Raw genomic sequence first — 14,701 nt, 5'->3', positions numbered from 1 at the left:
TCAGCCTTATCAAACTCACTGTGGCAGGAGGGACGGGGCGTTCTCGCTCCGTATGGATGGACGTGAAGCGATACTTCCGTGGGCCGGTCATGTGGATCGTGCTGGCCGTCCTCGCCGTGGTCGTGTTGATGCAGGTCGTCGGCTCGTCCGGCGGCTACAAGACGGTGGACACCGGCCAGGTCTACAAGGCGATCACTGACAAGCAGGTGCAGTCCGCCAAGCTGACCACCGGCGACGAGCAGATCATCAAGGTCGATCTGAAGGACGGCGCCGACAAGGACAAGTACGGCGGCAGCACCAAGATCCAGGCCAGCTACATCGGCGATCAGGGTGTCCAGATCGCCGGCAAGCTGCAGGAGAACTACAACAACGGCGACATCAAGGACGGCTACACCGTCTCGCCGACGAAGCAGAACATGTTCGTCGGGGTGCTGCTGTCGCTGCTGCCCTTCGTCCTCATCGTTGTCGTGTTCCTGTTCCTGATGAATCAGATGCAGGGCGGCGGCTCCCGAGTCATGAACTTCGGGAAGTCCAAGGCCAAGCTGATCACCAAGGACACCCCGAAGACGACGTTCGCCGATGTGGCGGGTTCGGACGAGGCGGTCGAGGAACTCCACGAGATCAAGGAGTTCCTGCAGGAGCCGGCGAAGTTCCAGGCAGTCGGCGCCAAGATCCCCAAGGGTGTGCTGCTCTACGGCCCGCCCGGTACCGGTAAGACGCTGCTCGCGCGCGCCGTCGCCGGTGAGGCGGGGGTCCCCTTCTACTCGATCTCCGGTTCCGACTTCGTCGAGATGTTCGTCGGTGTCGGTGCCTCCCGTGTCCGCGACCTCTTCGAGCAGGCCAAGGCGAACGCCCCGGCGATCGTCTTCGTCGACGAGATCGACGCGGTCGGCCGCCACCGCGGCGCCGGCCTCGGCGGTGGTCACGACGAGCGCGAGCAGACGCTGAACCAGCTGCTCGTCGAGATGGACGGCTTCGACGTGAAGGGCGGCGTCATCCTGATCGCCGCCACGAACCGGCCCGACATCCTGGACCCGGCGCTCCTTCGCCCCGGCCGTTTCGACCGGCAGATCGCGGTCGACCGTCCGGACATGCTGGGCCGCCTGGAGATCCTCAAGGTCCACCAGAAGGGCAAGCCCGTTGCCCCGGACGTCGACCTGGGCGCGGTTGCCCGGCGTACGCCCGGCTTCACGGGCGCGGACCTGTCGAACGTGCTGAACGAAGCGGCGCTCCTGACGGCGCGCAGCGACAAGAAGCTGATCGACAATCACTCCCTGGACGAGGCGATCGACCGCGTCGTGGCGGGCCCGCAGAAGCGGACCCGGATCATGTCGGACAAGGAAAAGAAGATCACCGCGTACCACGAGGGCGGCCACGCCCTGGTCGCGGCGGCTTCGCCCAACTCCGACCCGGTCCACAAGATCACGATCCTGTCCCGTGGGCGTGCCCTCGGATACACGATGGTGCTCCCGGACGAGGACAAGTACTCGACCACGCGCAATGAAATGCTCGACCAGCTGGCATACATGCTGGGCGGGCGCGCGGCCGAGGAACTCGTCTTCCACGACCCGACGACGGGCGCGGCGAACGACATCGAGAAGGCCACGGCCACGGCGCGAGCCATGGTCACGCAGTACGGCATGACCGAGCGGCTCGGCGCGATCAAGTTCGGTGGCGACAACACCGAGCCGTTCCTGGGCCGCGAGATGTCGCACCCGCGGGACTACTCGGAAGAGGTCGCGGCGCTGGTCGACGAAGAGGTCAAGAAGCTCATCGAGACCGCGCACAACGAAGCGTGGGAGATTCTCGTCGAGAACCGCGACGTCCTCGACGCCCTGGTTCTCGAGCTCCTCGAGAAGGAGACGCTCAGCAAGGAGCAGATCGCTGAGGTCTTCGCGCCGATCGTGAAGCGTCCGGCCCGTCCGGCGTGGACCGGTTCCTCGCGGCGTACGCCGTCCACCCGTCCGCCGGTGCTCTCCCCCCGGGAGCTGGCACTGACGAACGGCGCGAACGGTGCGACGCCGGCCGTGACGGCCTCCGCCACCGAGCAGGCCGCCGCACCGGAGCTCACCAAGGCCCCGGCGCCGGAGGACAGCCCGGAGAGCTGAGCCACGGCTCAGCGGCCCCACGGGGCCCGGAATGGATGCCGCGCCCCCCAGGTTCTAGCCTGGGGGGCGCGGCACTTTTCGTGCCTGGACGCAGACGAAACAGGAGCGAGGCACTGATGACCGACCCGGTGACGCTTGAGGGCGAGGGCTCGATCGGCGAGTTCGACGAGAAGCGGGCCGAGAACGCCGTGCGCGAGCTCCTGATCGCCGTGGGCGAGGACCCGGACCGGGAGGGCCTGCGGGCCACGCCGGGGCGGGTGGCACGCGCGTACAAGGAGATATTCGCGGGCCTGTGGCAGAAGCCCGAGGACGTCCTGACGACGACCTTCGACCTCGGTCACGACGAGATGGTCCTGGTGAAGGACATCGAGGTCATGAGCTCCTGCGAGCACCACCTGGTGCCGTTCCACGGGGTCGCCCACGTCGGCTACATCCCGTCCACCGACGGCAAGATCACGGGGCTGTCCAAGCTGGCCCGCCTGGTCGACGTGTTCGCCCGCCGCCCGCAGGTGCAGGAGCGGCTGACCACGCAGATCGCGGACTCCCTGATGGAGATCCTGGAGCCGCGCGGCGTGATCGTGGTCGTGGAGTGCGAGCACATGTGCATGACGATGCGGGGCGTGCGTAAGCCTGGCGCGAAGACCATCACGTCGGCCGTGCGGGGGCAGTTGCGGGATCCGGCGACCCGCAATGAGGCCATGAGCCTGATCATGGCTCGCTAGACGATCGGAGCAGGCTCGCGGGCGGCCGGTATCAGGCCGCCGCACCCTCGGTCTCGTCGTCCTCCGGAAGCTTGCACACGCGTTCCAGGAAGATCGCCGCAGCGATCACGGCCGCGCCGGCGAGGACCGAGAAGCCCGCGTAGAACGCCTGGTCCCGGCGGGCCGGCAGGTCGAGCTTGGTGAGCAGGAAGACGCCCGTGCCGCCGTACATCCCGGCGACCAGGGACGCGACCAATGCGCTGGCCTGCCCGAAGACCACCGCGCGGGCCGCCATCAGGGGCTCCACGCCCTTGGCGCCCGGCCGGCGCTCGCGCTGGGCGCGCAGCCGGGACCGCAGGGACAGGGCGGTGGCCACCAGGACCACGGCGATCACCGCGAGGACGATCGGGGCGGCCAGCGGGACGCTCGGCAGATTGCCGAGTGAGTCCCACATCCTGGCGCCCGCCCAGGACAGCACCCCGGCCACGAGGAACAGGCCGATCAGCGTCCTGATGCGCAGCTGCTTCACGATCGGCCTTCCTCGTCGGCGTGACGACCCACTGTCGTACGAACCCGCTAGACCCTAACGACTACTCGGGCAGCCGAAGTTCCAGGTCCACGCGCGGGGCCACGCCCTCGCGGGTGACCTGCGAGAGGAGCTGGGCGACCGGGCCGCGGCCGGGGACGACCGCCTCCGGGTCGACGTCGTGCCAGGGGGCGAGGACGAAGGCGCGCTCGTGGGCGCGCGGGTGCGGCAGGGTCAGCACCGGGTCGTCCGAGACGACGTCCTGGTACGCCACGATGTCGACGTCGATGGTGCGCGGGCCCCAGCGCTCGTCACGTACGCGATGGAACGCTTCTTCCACCGCGTGCGCCCGCTCCAGGAGCGAGGACGGGGGCAGGGTCGTCTTGATGATCACGACCGCGTTGAAGTACGAGGGCTGGGTGCCCGGCTCGACGCCCCACGGCTCCGTCTCGTACACCGGGGACACGGCCTTCACCCGCAGGCCGGGGGTGTCCTCCAGGGCGTCCACGGCGCCCTGCAGCGTCTCCAGGCGGTTGCCCAGATTGCTGCCGAGGGCGACCACGGCGAATTTGGGGTTGCTGAGGGTGGTGTCGGCGGCGTCCACCCGCTCCACGACGGAGGCGGGCACCGGCTGTACGGTCGGGTCGCTCTGACCGGTCGTAGAAAACGCAGTCATACTCGGCTCCGGGTGATGGTGATGGTCACGTCGTCGAACGGCACGGTGATCGGCGCCTCGGGTTTGTGCACGACGACCTCGACCTGCTGGACGGCGTCGTACTTGAGGCACTGCTGAGCGATCCGCTCGGCGAGGGTCTCGATCAGGTCGACGGGTTCGCCCTCGACCACGGCCACGACCTCCTCGGCCACCACGCCGTAGTGAACGGTCTTCGTCAGGTCGTCGCCGGCAGCGGCCGCCCTGGTGTCCAGGCTCAGGACCAGGTCGACGATGAAGGTCTGGCCCTCCTCGCGTTCGTGGGCGAAGACACCGTGGTGCCCACGGGCCTTGAGGCCGCGCAGCGCGACACGATCCACGCGAATCACTCCTGCAATCAGTCGGTTCTTTGGGCTCGTGTCGAGTGCGGTCGGCACACCAGCCCCATTCGAATCTACCTGCGAGCACCGACAGCGCTTGCCCATGGGGGCTATGGACAAGCAGGCCGACGGCTGGTAGCCGCCCATACCCAGGGGCCCGGTTTTCAATCACCAAAGGGGCCCCTACCCACTCAGGCGGGGGACTCTCCGCCTGCGGCGTTGTTGTCGTCGCCGCTGTCGCCGTCCTCTTCGTCGTCTGCATCGGAAAGGACCGGGGAGGCGTGGTGGGACCACATCTTCCAGCCGTCGGGTGTGCGCCTAAACACATTCGTGGCGACGACGAGCTGGCCGACGAGCGGGCCGAGCTCGCCGCCCTCCTCGGCCGGGCCGCCGCTGAGGATGTTCTCGGTGCAGGTGACCAGGGCGGTGTCGCCGCTGACGCCGATGCGCAGGTCGGTGAGGAAGAACTGGATGTACTCGGTGTTCGCCATGATCAGGGCGTACGACCTGAGGACTTCGCCGCGGCCGCTGAGCACGGGCCAGCCGGGGTGGATGCAGGACACCCCGTCGCCCTCGTCGCCGGTCAGCCAGAGGTCGGAGAGCTCCTCGAAGTCGCCGCGCTCCATGGCCTCGTAGAAGGCGGTGTTGGCGTCTTCGACGGCTTCCTCGTCCGTACGTTCCGCGTGCTCCGTCACTGGGCTCCCTCGACCGCGCGGGCGACGCGCACGGCGTCCGCCGTGGCCCGTACCTCGTGCACGCGGACCGCCCAGGCGCCCTCGTGGGCGGCGATCGCGGAGACCGCGGCGGTGGCGGCGTCCCGCTCCCGCGCGGGCGGTGGGGCGGCGTCCGGGCCGGCCGCGAGGACCCGGCCGAGGAACCGCTTGCGGGAGGCGGCGACCAGGATCGGGTGGCCCAGGGTGTGCAGCTGTTGCATGTGGGCGACCAGGGCCAGGTCGTGCTCGGCGTTCTTGGCGAAGCCGAGGCCCGGGTCGACGATGACGCGCTCCGGGGCGATGCCGCCCTCGATGACGGCCTCCACGCGCGCGTGGAGCTCGTCGACGACCTCCTTGACGACATCGGCGTACACCGCGCGGCTGTTCATGTCCTGGCTGAAGCCGCGCCAGTGCATGACGACGAACGGGGCCTCGGCGGCCGCGACGACCGGGATCATCGCGGGGTCGGCGAGGCCGCCGCTGACGTCGTTGACGAGGCGGGCACCGGCGGCGAGTGCCTGCTCGGCGACCGTGGCGCGCATGGTGTCCACGGAGACCGTGACGCCCTCGGAGACCAGGCCCCGCACGACCGGGACGACCCGGCGCAGCTCCTCGCCCTCGTCCACGCGGGAGGCGCCGGGGCGGGTCGACTCACCGCCGACGTCCACCAGGTCGGCACCCTCCGCGACCAGGTCGAGGCCGTGCTTCACGGCGGCCGTGGTGTCGAACCAGCGGCCGCCGTCGGAGAAGGAGTCGGGCGTCACATTGACGACTCCCATGACCGCACAGCGGTCCCACTCGGGCAGGCCCTCGACCCGGCCGCGGCCTTGGCGGCGCAACGTACTCATGTCACCAGCCTAGGCCGCACCGGAGGTCCTTCACGCCGTCTGGACCTCGCGCTCCTGCCGCTCCAGCGGAGCTATGTGCGGGCAGGGGCGCTGGACCTTGCGGGCGGGGCGGATGAAGCGGGGCATCGCCAGGTTCACGAAGCCCTCGGCCTGCATCGCGGCGAAGCCGATGCGGGGCAGGTCGCGGGTGCTGCGGAAGACGACGAAGCGGGGCTCCCAGCGGGGGCGGAACTTCGCGTTGAACTTGTACAGCGACTCGATCTGGAACCAGCGGGACAGGAAGACGAGCAGTCCGCGCCAGAAGCGGAGCACCGGCCCCGCGCCGAGCTTCTCGCCGCGGGCGAGGGCCGAGCGGAACATCGCGAAGTTCAGCGAGACGTGCTTGATGCCCAGCTGCGGGGCGGCCTGCAGAGAGGCCACGATCAGCAGCTCGTTCATGCCCGGGTCGGCCGAGCGGTCACGGCGCATCAGCTCCAGCGAGGCGCCGTCCTTGCCCCACGGCACGAAGTGGATGACGGCCTTCAAGTCGCCGTACGGACCCAGGACTTCGTCCTTCTTGTGCGCGGTGGCGATGAGACAGTCCAGGTCGCCGGGGTCGCCGATGCGGCCGAGCGCCATGGAGAAGCCGCGCTCGGTGTCGGTGCCGCGCCAGTCGGTGGCGGCGCGCTGGACGGCCTCCAGCTCCTGCGGGGTGAGATCACGAACGCGCCGTACGCGGGTTTCGTAGCCATTGCGCTCGATGCGCTTGACCATCTGGCGCACGTTTCGCATCGCGCGCCCGGTGAGGGAGAAATCCGCGACATCCACCACCGCCTCGTCGCCCAGCTCGAGGGCGTCGAGCCCGGTCTCGCGGGTCCAGACCTGGCCGCCGGTCTCGGAGCAGCCCATGACGGCGGGGGTCCAGGAGTGGGCCTTCGCCTCGTCCATGAAGCGCTCGATGGCGCCGGGCCAGGCCTCGACATCGCCGATCGGGTCGCCGCTCGCGAGCATCACGCCGGAGACGACGCGGTAGGTGACGGCGGCCTTGCCGCTGGGCGAGAAGACGACGCCCTTGTCGCGGCGGAGCGCGAAGTGGCCGAGGGAGTCGCGGGCGCCGTGCTTGTCGAGGAGCTCGCGCAGCTGCTTCTCCTCGTCGTCGGTAAGCCGTGCTGCCGGGTGCTCGGGGCGGAAGGCCAGGTAGATCGTGGTGATCGCGGTCAGCAGGCCGAGCGCGCCGAGGGAGTAGCCGACGGTCCAGGACGTACGTCCCGTGTAGTCGATGGGGCCCTCGAAGCCGAACAGGCCGTAGACGACGTGGGTCAGGTAGTCGGCGAGGCTGGGGTCCCCGATGACGTTGTGCGGGTGGGTGCCGACGACGACCGTGCCGAGGCCGAGTGAGAAGGTGCCCATCAGGAAGAAATTGGTGAGCGCCCGCCAGCGGCTGCGGGGATCCGGAAGGGCGTCGAATTCACTCCGATGGCGCAACAGGAGCGCGAGAAGCACGCCCGCGATCACTACGCCGATGATCGAGTGCCGGTACACGAACTGGGCCACGGCCCCCGCGGGCAGCAGCACCACCGCGGCCCGCCAGGCGCGCCGCTTGTGGCGTCGCAGGCCGTGGGCCAGGTACAGCAGCAGGACGCCCGCGCTGAGCGCCAGAGCGGCCGCGAAGGGCCCCAGCGCCCCCGGCAGCACTTCGGCGAGCGTGTGGATCCGGCTGTGCCGGAACCGCGGGAAGACGCCGGCTGCGATGTCCAGCAGGCCTACCAGCGTGCAGGCGGTGGCGACCAGGGCAGGGACGCGCTCCGGGCTGGGGCCCCGCAGTATGCGGCGTACCCGGCTCGGAACCACGCCCGACATTTCCCCATCTATCCTGACAGACATCGCATCCCGTAGTTCTGCGAGAGAGCTGGAGCCCGGCCAAGGATTTACTGCCGGACAAATTGCGCCCTCTAGGACGGCGCGATCGGGAGATGGGTTCACTCTCCGCTCAGGAATTTCGGCATCAACCTCGAAGCCCCGTCGCCGAGTCGGGCAGAAAGCGCAGGCAGGAACACCCCATGGGACTAAAGAGCAACCTGGTCCTTGCGTTGGCCGTACTGCTGGCCGTGCTGCTGTTCATCGGCACGGTCTGGCTCTGGCCGAAGCTCGCAGGGCGCAGCTGGAAGGCCGTGCTCGGCCGCATCGGCCTGCTCGCGGCGACGCAGATCATGGTCTTCAGCTCGGTCGGCCTGGCCGCCAACCGGTCCTTCGAGTTCTACGCCTCCTGGGGCGACCTCTTCGGCCAGGAGCAGGAGCTGGGCGTCGTACAGGACCACGACAAGGCGGGCGGCACCGAGGGCCGGGTCAAGGTCGTCGGCAAGCAGGCAGTGAAGAACGTGCCCGGCGGCGGCAAGCCCAAGGTGGGCGGCCAGATCCAGAAGATCGAGGTGCTCGGCAAGGAGTCCGACATAGCCACCCAGGCCTATGTCTACCTGCCGCCCGAGTACTTCAAGGACAAGGACCGCAAGTTCCCGGTGGCCACGGTGATCACCGGCTACCCCGGCACCGCGGAGAACCTGCTCAACGGACTGCGCTACCCGGCGACCGCCCACAGTGAGGCGGCCAAGGGCAAGATGATGCCGATGGTCCTGGTCATGCTGCGGCCCACGGTGGCGCCCCCGCGGGACACCGAATGCGTGGACATACCCGGCGGTCCCAAGACCGAGACGTTCTTCGGCAAGGACCTTCCCGACGCGATCGCCGATCACTACCGCGTCGGCACCAAGCCCGAGAACTGGGGCGTCATCGGCAACTCCACCGGTGGCTACTGCGCCCTGAAGATCGCGATGAAGCACTCCGAACGCTACGGCGCAGGGGCGGGCCTCTCCGCCAACTACAGGGCGCCCATCGACGACACCACCGGCGACCTCTTCCACGGCGACAAGGACCTGGAGAACCGGGCCGACCTGCTGTGGCTCCAGAAGAACGCGCCCGCGCCGAAGGTCTCGCTCCTGACGACCAGCAGCAAGCAGGGCGAGAGCAACTACGACGACACCATGAAGTTCATCGAGGACTTCAAGCCGCCCACGCGCATGTCGTCGATCATCCTCGACAGCGGCGGCCACAACTTCAACACCTGGCGGCGCGAGATCCCGCCGGCCCTGGTGTGGCTCAGCAGCAGGCTGACCGCGCCCCAGTAGATCGTCCGGATCGGCGGATCAGTGGATCGGCCGGAACGGCCGAGGGGCAACTGAGGGCGGGGAGTGGATAGTTGCGGAGTAAACCTTATGGGGGCTTCGTAACCACAAGGGAACAGATTGCCGAGCGGGGCTCCGCCCCTTGCGTACGCGCGGTAAGTTTCTGGCCATGCCACGTGGACGTCACCGCCATTCGCCACCCCTGCACAGGGTGCTTCCTCCCTCGACGGTCGCCGGCGTCTCCGTGGTGTGCGCCGCCGCGGCCTGGATCGTGGCGGAACCCCTGGTCATCCGCTCGCTGGCCGGCGCCGCCGCGGCCGCGGCGGTCGTGGGTGCGATCGTCATGCGCCGCTGGGACCGGCACGCGGGCAAGCGCGTCGCCGAGCTCACCCGCGCCCGGGCGAGCGACCAGTGGAAGCACGAAGAACACATAGCCGAGCTGGAGTCGGACCTCGACGAGTCCCGCGAGCTGCGCGGCAAGCTCGAGGCCAAGGTCCGCTCCAAGCGCGCCGAACTCGCGGCGCTGCGCACCGAGCACGCGGCCCTGCTGCGCCGGTACGCCACCGCCGAGACCGAGCGGGCCAGCGCGCTCGAAGGCCGCAGGCAGCTCGCGATCGAGGCGGCCGCACCGGCGAAGGCGCTGCCGCCCGCCGGGGGCGAGGCACGGCGTGGGGCGCCGACTCCCGCGCTGTATCTGCGGGCCGACGCGGCCCTGATGAAGCTCGCGCGCAAGGCGGGCGAGGTGCCGGCTCAGCGCGACGTGGACCAGAGCGAGACAGCGCAGAGCAAGGCGGATCAGAGCAAGGCAGATCAGAGCAAGGAAGAGGCGGGCGCCCCGCAGGGGAAGCCCGTGGCGGCCGACGCTCACGCGCACCAGCGTGCGGCCGCCCCCGCGCCGACCTCGCGGCACTACGCGGTGCCGGCCGCCGCAGCCGTGGTGCCGCACGCCCCGGTGCGGCGCAGTGCCGTGGGCGGTTTCGACTTCTTCGGGACGAAGGCGGGGCAGAGCCCGGCCGCGCTCGAAGCGGTGCAGAACGAGGACCTGGCCGACGTGGTCGGTGCGGAGGCCCTCGCGGTCCACAAGGCCGACGCCGAGGCGGGGTTCAAGCCGGCGGGGCCCGCCGAGCGGGCCGTCGGCCAGGTCATCGACCTCACCGCGCACGACGAGACCGAGCAGCTCGATGTGGCGGAGCTTCGCACCGCGATTTCCTGAAGCTCCTTCGTACGACCGTTTCCTGACCGTTCGTACGCCACTGTCCTTGCGGCAGTTTCCTGACCGAGGGCCCGCACCGGCCCCCGGTCCGACTCACTCGGCAGGCGCGGCCATCCACCGGTCAGGCCGGGCCGTCCGCCGCCCCGTGCGCGACCGGTCCGCCTGCGCCTGCAGCAGCTCCGCCGCCTCGCCTGCATCCCGCAGCCGGGCCGCCACCGTCGTGTTGGCGCCCGTCTCCACATGTACGTCGGCGACGCCCCACAGCCGCTCCCACGGCCCCTGCGTCAGCCGTACGCTCTGCACCTTGGCGTGCGGCACCAGCGACAGCGTGCGCGAGACCACGCCCGAACCCGCCGCGAACACCTGGTCCGTGACCGCGAACCCATAACCGCGCCACCACACCGGCACACACCACCACGACCGCTTCGGCGGCCGCACCAGCTCGGCCGCCGCCGGCACCCGCACCCCCGGCAGGATCCGGGCGATCACCGACTCGGCCAACTCCCGCGGCGCCACCGGCACAAGCACGCTGTTGGACGAGCCCGCGACCGCCAGCTCCACCCGCACCCAGCCCCGCCTGCGCCACAGCAGCGGCTCCACGATGCGCACGGTCTGCACCCGCCCCGGCGGCACCGTCTCATGGGCCTTGTCGAGCAGCCCGTGGTCGATGCGCAGCCCGTCCGGCGACTCGCCCACCGTCCAGTCGTACTCCTTCACGAACCGCCCCACCGTGCTCGCCCCGGCCCCGCCGAGCAGCGGGATGCCGGTGCCGAGCAGCAGCCCCCAGCTGTGCGTCGCGAACCAGAGGAGCGGCGGCACCACCAGCGCGGCAAGGAGCAGCGCCCAGGTGGAGGCGGAGAGCACCATCGCCACCGCGAGCCGGCCCGGCGCCACGTGCAGCAGCCCCTCCACCGGCGCCTCGCCCACCTCGTGCGCCGTCTCGGGCGCGAACCCGGCCGCGCGGGCGAGCAGTTCGGCCCGCAGCGCCCGCGCGTCCCGCTCGCCCAGATAGGCCAGCTCGTCCTTGGAGTCCGTCCCGATGACGTCCATCTTCAGCTTGACCACGCCCAAGAAGCGGGCGAACAGCGGCTGGTTGATGTCGACGGCCTGGAGCCGGTCGAGGCGGATGTGCGCGGTGCGCCGGAAGATCAGCCCGGTCCGCACCCGCAGTTCGGTCTCCGTGACGGCGAAGTGCGTGAACCACCAGCTCAGGAAGCCGTAGAGCGCCCCGCACACCAGCAGTCCGAAGGCCCCGAGCAGCAGGTACGCCGGCCCCAGGTCGGAGACCCGCCGCTGCGCCTCGCCCACGTCGTGCACGGCCCACCCGGTGATCACCGCGAAGGGCGCCCAGGCCCGCCGCAGCGGGGTGACGGGGTGCAGTCGCCGCTCCTGCACGTCCTGTGAAGACTGCTTTGTCGTGGGTTCGTCGCCGCTCACAGCCCCGCCGATCGTGCCTCGCCCAGCTCCGTCAGCCGGTCCCGCAGTCGCTCGGCCTCCGCCGGGTCGAGCCCGGGGATCGTCGCGTCGGTCGCCGCGGCCGCCGTGTGCAGCTGCAGGCTCGCGAGCCCGAACTTCCGCTGCAGCGGCCCCGATTCCACCTCGACCAGCTGCATCCGGCCGTACGGCACCACCGTCTCCTCGCGCCACAGCACCCCGCGCTGGATCAGCAGGTCGTCGGCCCGCTCGGCATACCGCCACGACCGCCAGTTGCGTCCCAGCATCGGCCAGCCCCACACCAGAAGCCCGGCCGGAATCAGCGCGAACGCCGCCCACACCGGCCCCGCGGTCAGCCAGAGCAGCAGCGCGAGCCCGACCGCGAGCGGACCGAGCCACACCACGAGCAGCAGCCTGCGCATCGTCAGCATCGCCTGCGGCAGCCCGGTCCACACCGGTTCCAGCGCCTTCGCGGCCTCTGTCCCCGGGGCGGCACCCGGCGGTTCGGCCTTCGGGCCGCCGTCGCCCGTCATCCCCTGCATCCCCGTTTCCATGAACCCACCCTACGTACGAGAGACTGTTCGCCATGAGTACCCAGACGGGTCCCAACACGGTGACCGAGACGGAGCGCGAGACGACGACGGTCGGCATCGGCGGCGCCGCGGAGAGCACCGACATGGTGCTCAACATCGGCCCCCAGCACCCGTCCACGCACGGCGTGCTGCGCCTGCGCATCGTCCTCGACGGCGAGCGCATCCAGCACGCGGAGCCGGTCATCGGCTATATGCACCGCGGCGCCGAGAAGCTCTTCGAGGCGCGCGACTACCGGCAGATCGTCATGCTGGCCAACCGGCACGACTGGCTCTCCGCGTTCTCGAACGAGCTCGGTGTGGTCATGGGCGTGGAGCGGATGCTCGGCATGGAGGTCCCCGAGCGCGCCGTGTGGACGCGCACGCTGCTCGCCGAGCTCAACCGCACGCTCAACCACCTGATGTTCCTGGGTTCGTACCCGCTCGAACTGGGCGGAATCACCCCGGTGTTCCACGCCTTCCGTGAGCGCGAGGAACTCCAGGCCGTCATGGAGGAAGTCTCCGGCGGCCGCATGCACTACATGTTCAACCGCGTCGGCGGCCTCAAGGAGGACCTGCCGCTCGGCTGGACCACGCGCGTGCGCGCCGCGATCGCCTCGGTGCGTTCGCGGATGGACGTGTACGACCGTCTCGTGCTCGGCAACGAGATCTTCCGCGGCCGTACCCGGAACGTCGGCGTGCTGTCCCCGGAGGCGGTGCACGCGTACGGCGTGAGCGGTCCGATCGCCCGTGCCTCGGGCGTCGACTTCGACCTGCGCCGCGACGAGCCGTACCTGGCCTACGGCGAACTGCAGGACACGCTCAAGGTGGTGACCCGCCAGGAGGGCGACTGCCTGGCCCGCTTCGAGGTGCTCCTGGAGCAGACCCACAACGCCCTCGACCTCGCCGACGCCTGCCTCGACCGCATCGCCGACCTGCCGCCGGGCCCGATCAACCAGCGCCTCCCGAAGGTCCTCAAGGCTCCCGAGGGCCATACGTACGCCTGGACCGAGAATCCCCTCGGCATCAACGGCTACTACCTCGTCAGCAAGGGCGAGAAGACCCCGTACCGGCTGAAGCTGCGCTCGGCGTCGTACAACAACATCCAGGCGCTCGCGGTGCTGCTGCCGGGGACGCTGGTCGCGGACATGGTGGCGATTCTCGGGTCACTGTTCTTCGTGGTCGGGGACATCGACAAGTAGGGCGTCATTTTCGCCATCGACGACAAGTAGGTCGTCAAACAGCTCTTCCAGCCGTACGCCGACGGGCTGCAGCAGCCACCCGAAGTCGCCGAGCCCGCCCTTCGCGGTGAGTTCGGCGGCCTCTCCCGCGCCGGCGAGCGCGCGGACGTACGCCGCCGGATCGCCGGCCGCGAGGGCGAGTGGGGGCCTGCCGCCGCTCACGCCGAGGGCGTGCAGGGCCTCCCGCTGGGTGGTCAGGCGGTACGTCCCCCCGGCGGGCCCGGAGTCCGCGGCGGCCTGCGCGCAGGCGTCGAGGGCGACGTGAGCGGTGATGTCGCAGGACCCGTCCGGCGCGGGCCGGCACTCCTTGCCCTCGCGGAAGCCGGTGAGCGTGCCGAACGGAGGGCGGGAATCCTGCCCGTGGGCATAGTCGACGGCCGCGGCGAGGCCGCGCTCCAGGGACCCGACAGCCTTGGCCCAGGCCGCATCGCGAGGCCGGCCGATCTCCGCCCGAAGGCCGGGCCCGGCATCGTCGTCGGCATCGGCGAACGGCCACCACTGCCGCAGCCACGCGGCGTCGGCCTCGCCGGGCTCGGCCCCCAGGGATTCCGCGCCGTCCGCACGGACCAGAACCAGCCGGGCCACCCCGTCCTCGTCCACCTCGACCACATCAAGCGGCACATTGTCGAGCCACTCGTTCGCGAACAGCAGCCCCGTCAGCCCCACCGGCACCTCGGCGGTCCACTCGATCCGGGGATCGTCGAGCCCTTCCGGCCGCGCGGCCAGCTCCACCGCATGGGCACGCGCGCGTGCCGCCACTTCTGCGGGCAGCGCCGCGAGCACGCCCGCCGAGAGCTCCCCGCGCCCCGCCCCGACGTCCACGAAAGCCAGCTCGGGCGGCCGGCCCAGGGCCTCGTCCACGCGTACAAGGAGCCGGGCCACAGCGGCCGCGTACAGCGGTGACGCATGCACTGACGTGCGGAAATGACCGGCCGGGCCCTCGGGGCGCAGATAGAAGCCGCCGGGTCCGTAGAGCGCTTCGGCGGCCGCCTCGCGCCACCCGCGCCACCCGTGTCCCGTGCCCGTCTCGTCCGTCGCGTCGCCGTTCTTCACAGACCGCAGGCTATGGGGACCTCCACCTTGGGGAGTAGGCGCCCGGTCCACGGATCGAACCTGCGGTTGACCCCCGCACGTGTGGCACGTACCTACGCTGGGTTA

The 14,701-nt window shown here is 70.4% G+C and carries 14 protein-coding genes; 5 read left to right on the top strand and 9 right to left on the bottom strand.

The window, feature by feature from the left end; all coding sequences use genetic code 11:
* Window positions 1–56 precede the first annotated feature (56 nt).
* Together ftsH and folE are read left to right on the top strand one after the other, a co-directional pair.
* A complete protein-coding gene (gene ftsH, locus OG430_RS22360) occupies window positions 57–2,108 on the top strand; it encodes an ATP-dependent zinc metalloprotease FtsH (RefSeq protein ID WP_327354339.1) in 2,052 nt (683 codons plus the stop codon).
* 116 nt (window positions 2,109–2,224) lie between these two features.
* Window positions 2,225–2,830: a GTP cyclohydrolase I FolE gene (gene folE / locus OG430_RS22355; protein ID WP_327354338.1), complete on the top strand. Its 606-nt coding sequence runs from the start codon at window positions 2,225–2,227 to the stop codon at window positions 2,828–2,830.
* A 31-nt stretch (window positions 2,831–2,861) separates the two neighbouring features.
* On the opposite strand, the gene OG430_RS22350 is transcribed toward folE, so the two are convergent.
* The 6 genes from OG430_RS22350 to OG430_RS22325 form a co-directional block, all read right to left on the bottom strand.
* Complete coding sequence (locus OG430_RS22350; RefSeq protein WP_327354337.1) at window positions 2,862–3,338, bottom strand: DUF3180 domain-containing protein; 477 nt, start codon at window positions 3,336–3,338, stop codon at window positions 2,862–2,864.
* 61 nt (window positions 3,339–3,399) lie between these two features.
* Window positions 3,400–4,011, bottom strand: a complete 612-nt coding sequence (gene folK, locus OG430_RS22345) for a 2-amino-4-hydroxy-6-hydroxymethyldihydropteridine diphosphokinase (protein ID WP_327354336.1) — start codon at window positions 4,009–4,011, stop codon at window positions 3,400–3,402.
* Window positions 4,008–4,367, bottom strand: a complete 360-nt coding sequence (gene folB, locus OG430_RS22340; RefSeq protein WP_442816533.1) for a dihydroneopterin aldolase — start codon at window positions 4,365–4,367, stop codon at window positions 4,008–4,010. Before folB ends, folK begins: the two co-directional genes overlap by 4 nt.
* A 191-nt stretch (window positions 4,368–4,558) precedes the next feature.
* Complete coding sequence (locus OG430_RS22335; protein WP_327354334.1) at window positions 4,559–5,062, bottom strand: nuclear transport factor 2 family protein; 504 nt, start codon at window positions 5,060–5,062, stop codon at window positions 4,559–4,561.
* Window positions 5,059–5,928 (bottom strand): dihydropteroate synthase, encoded by an 870-nt coding sequence (folP, locus tag OG430_RS22330; protein WP_327354333.1) that lies wholly within the window; start codon window positions 5,926–5,928, stop codon window positions 5,059–5,061. The genes OG430_RS22335 and folP overlap by 4 nt, the downstream gene beginning before the upstream one ends.
* Window positions 5,929–5,958: 30 nt before the next feature.
* Entirely contained in the window at window positions 5,959–7,791 is a 1,833-nt protein-coding gene (locus OG430_RS22325) for a phosphatidylglycerol lysyltransferase domain-containing protein (RefSeq protein ID WP_327354332.1), read from the bottom strand.
* 176 nt (window positions 7,792–7,967) lie between these two features.
* Between OG430_RS22325 and OG430_RS22320 the strand changes: the two genes are divergently transcribed.
* Together OG430_RS22320 and OG430_RS22315 are read left to right on the top strand one after the other, a co-directional pair.
* Complete coding sequence (locus OG430_RS22320; protein ID WP_327354331.1) at window positions 7,968–9,089, top strand: alpha/beta hydrolase; 1,122 nt, start codon at window positions 7,968–7,970, stop codon at window positions 9,087–9,089.
* Window positions 9,090–9,255: 166 nt separating this feature from the next.
* The gene (locus OG430_RS22315; RefSeq protein ID WP_327354330.1) at window positions 9,256–10,299 is read left to right on the top strand and encodes a hypothetical protein; all 1,044 of its coding nucleotides are present in this window, start codon (window positions 9,256–9,258) and stop codon (window positions 10,297–10,299) included.
* 93 nt (window positions 10,300–10,392) lie between these two features.
* Here OG430_RS22315 and OG430_RS22310 read toward each other — a convergent pair whose 3' ends face one another.
* Window positions 10,393–11,736, bottom strand: a complete 1,344-nt coding sequence (locus OG430_RS22310) for a PH domain-containing protein (RefSeq protein ID WP_327354329.1) — start codon at window positions 11,734–11,736, stop codon at window positions 10,393–10,395.
* Window positions 11,733–12,287 carry a PH domain-containing protein gene (locus OG430_RS22305; RefSeq protein WP_327354328.1) on the bottom strand — a complete coding sequence of 185 codons (555 nt, stop codon included), beginning with the start codon at window positions 12,285–12,287 and terminating at the stop codon, window positions 11,733–11,735. The genes OG430_RS22310 and OG430_RS22305 overlap by 4 nt, the downstream gene beginning before the upstream one ends.
* A 32-nt stretch (window positions 12,288–12,319) precedes the next feature.
* Between OG430_RS22305 and OG430_RS22300 the strand changes: the two genes are divergently transcribed.
* Complete coding sequence (locus OG430_RS22300; protein WP_327354327.1) at window positions 12,320–13,504, top strand: NADH-quinone oxidoreductase subunit D; 1,185 nt, start codon at window positions 12,320–12,322, stop codon at window positions 13,502–13,504.
* Here the strand turns inward: OG430_RS22300 and OG430_RS22295 are convergent.
* Complete coding sequence (locus OG430_RS22295) at window positions 13,469–14,596, bottom strand: SAM-dependent methyltransferase (RefSeq protein ID WP_327354326.1); 1,128 nt, start codon at window positions 14,594–14,596, stop codon at window positions 13,469–13,471. The two genes, OG430_RS22300 and OG430_RS22295, sit on opposite strands and share 36 nt — an antisense overlap.
* Window positions 14,597–14,701 lie beyond the last annotated feature (105 nt).

Source organism: Streptomyces sp. NBC_01304 (assembly GCF_035975855.1).
Classification (GTDB): domain Bacteria; phylum Actinomycetota; class Actinomycetes; order Streptomycetales; family Streptomycetaceae; genus Streptomyces.
The sequence above is the reverse complement of the archived record's forward strand: the minus strand, read 5'-3'. Positions and strand labels throughout refer to the sequence as shown.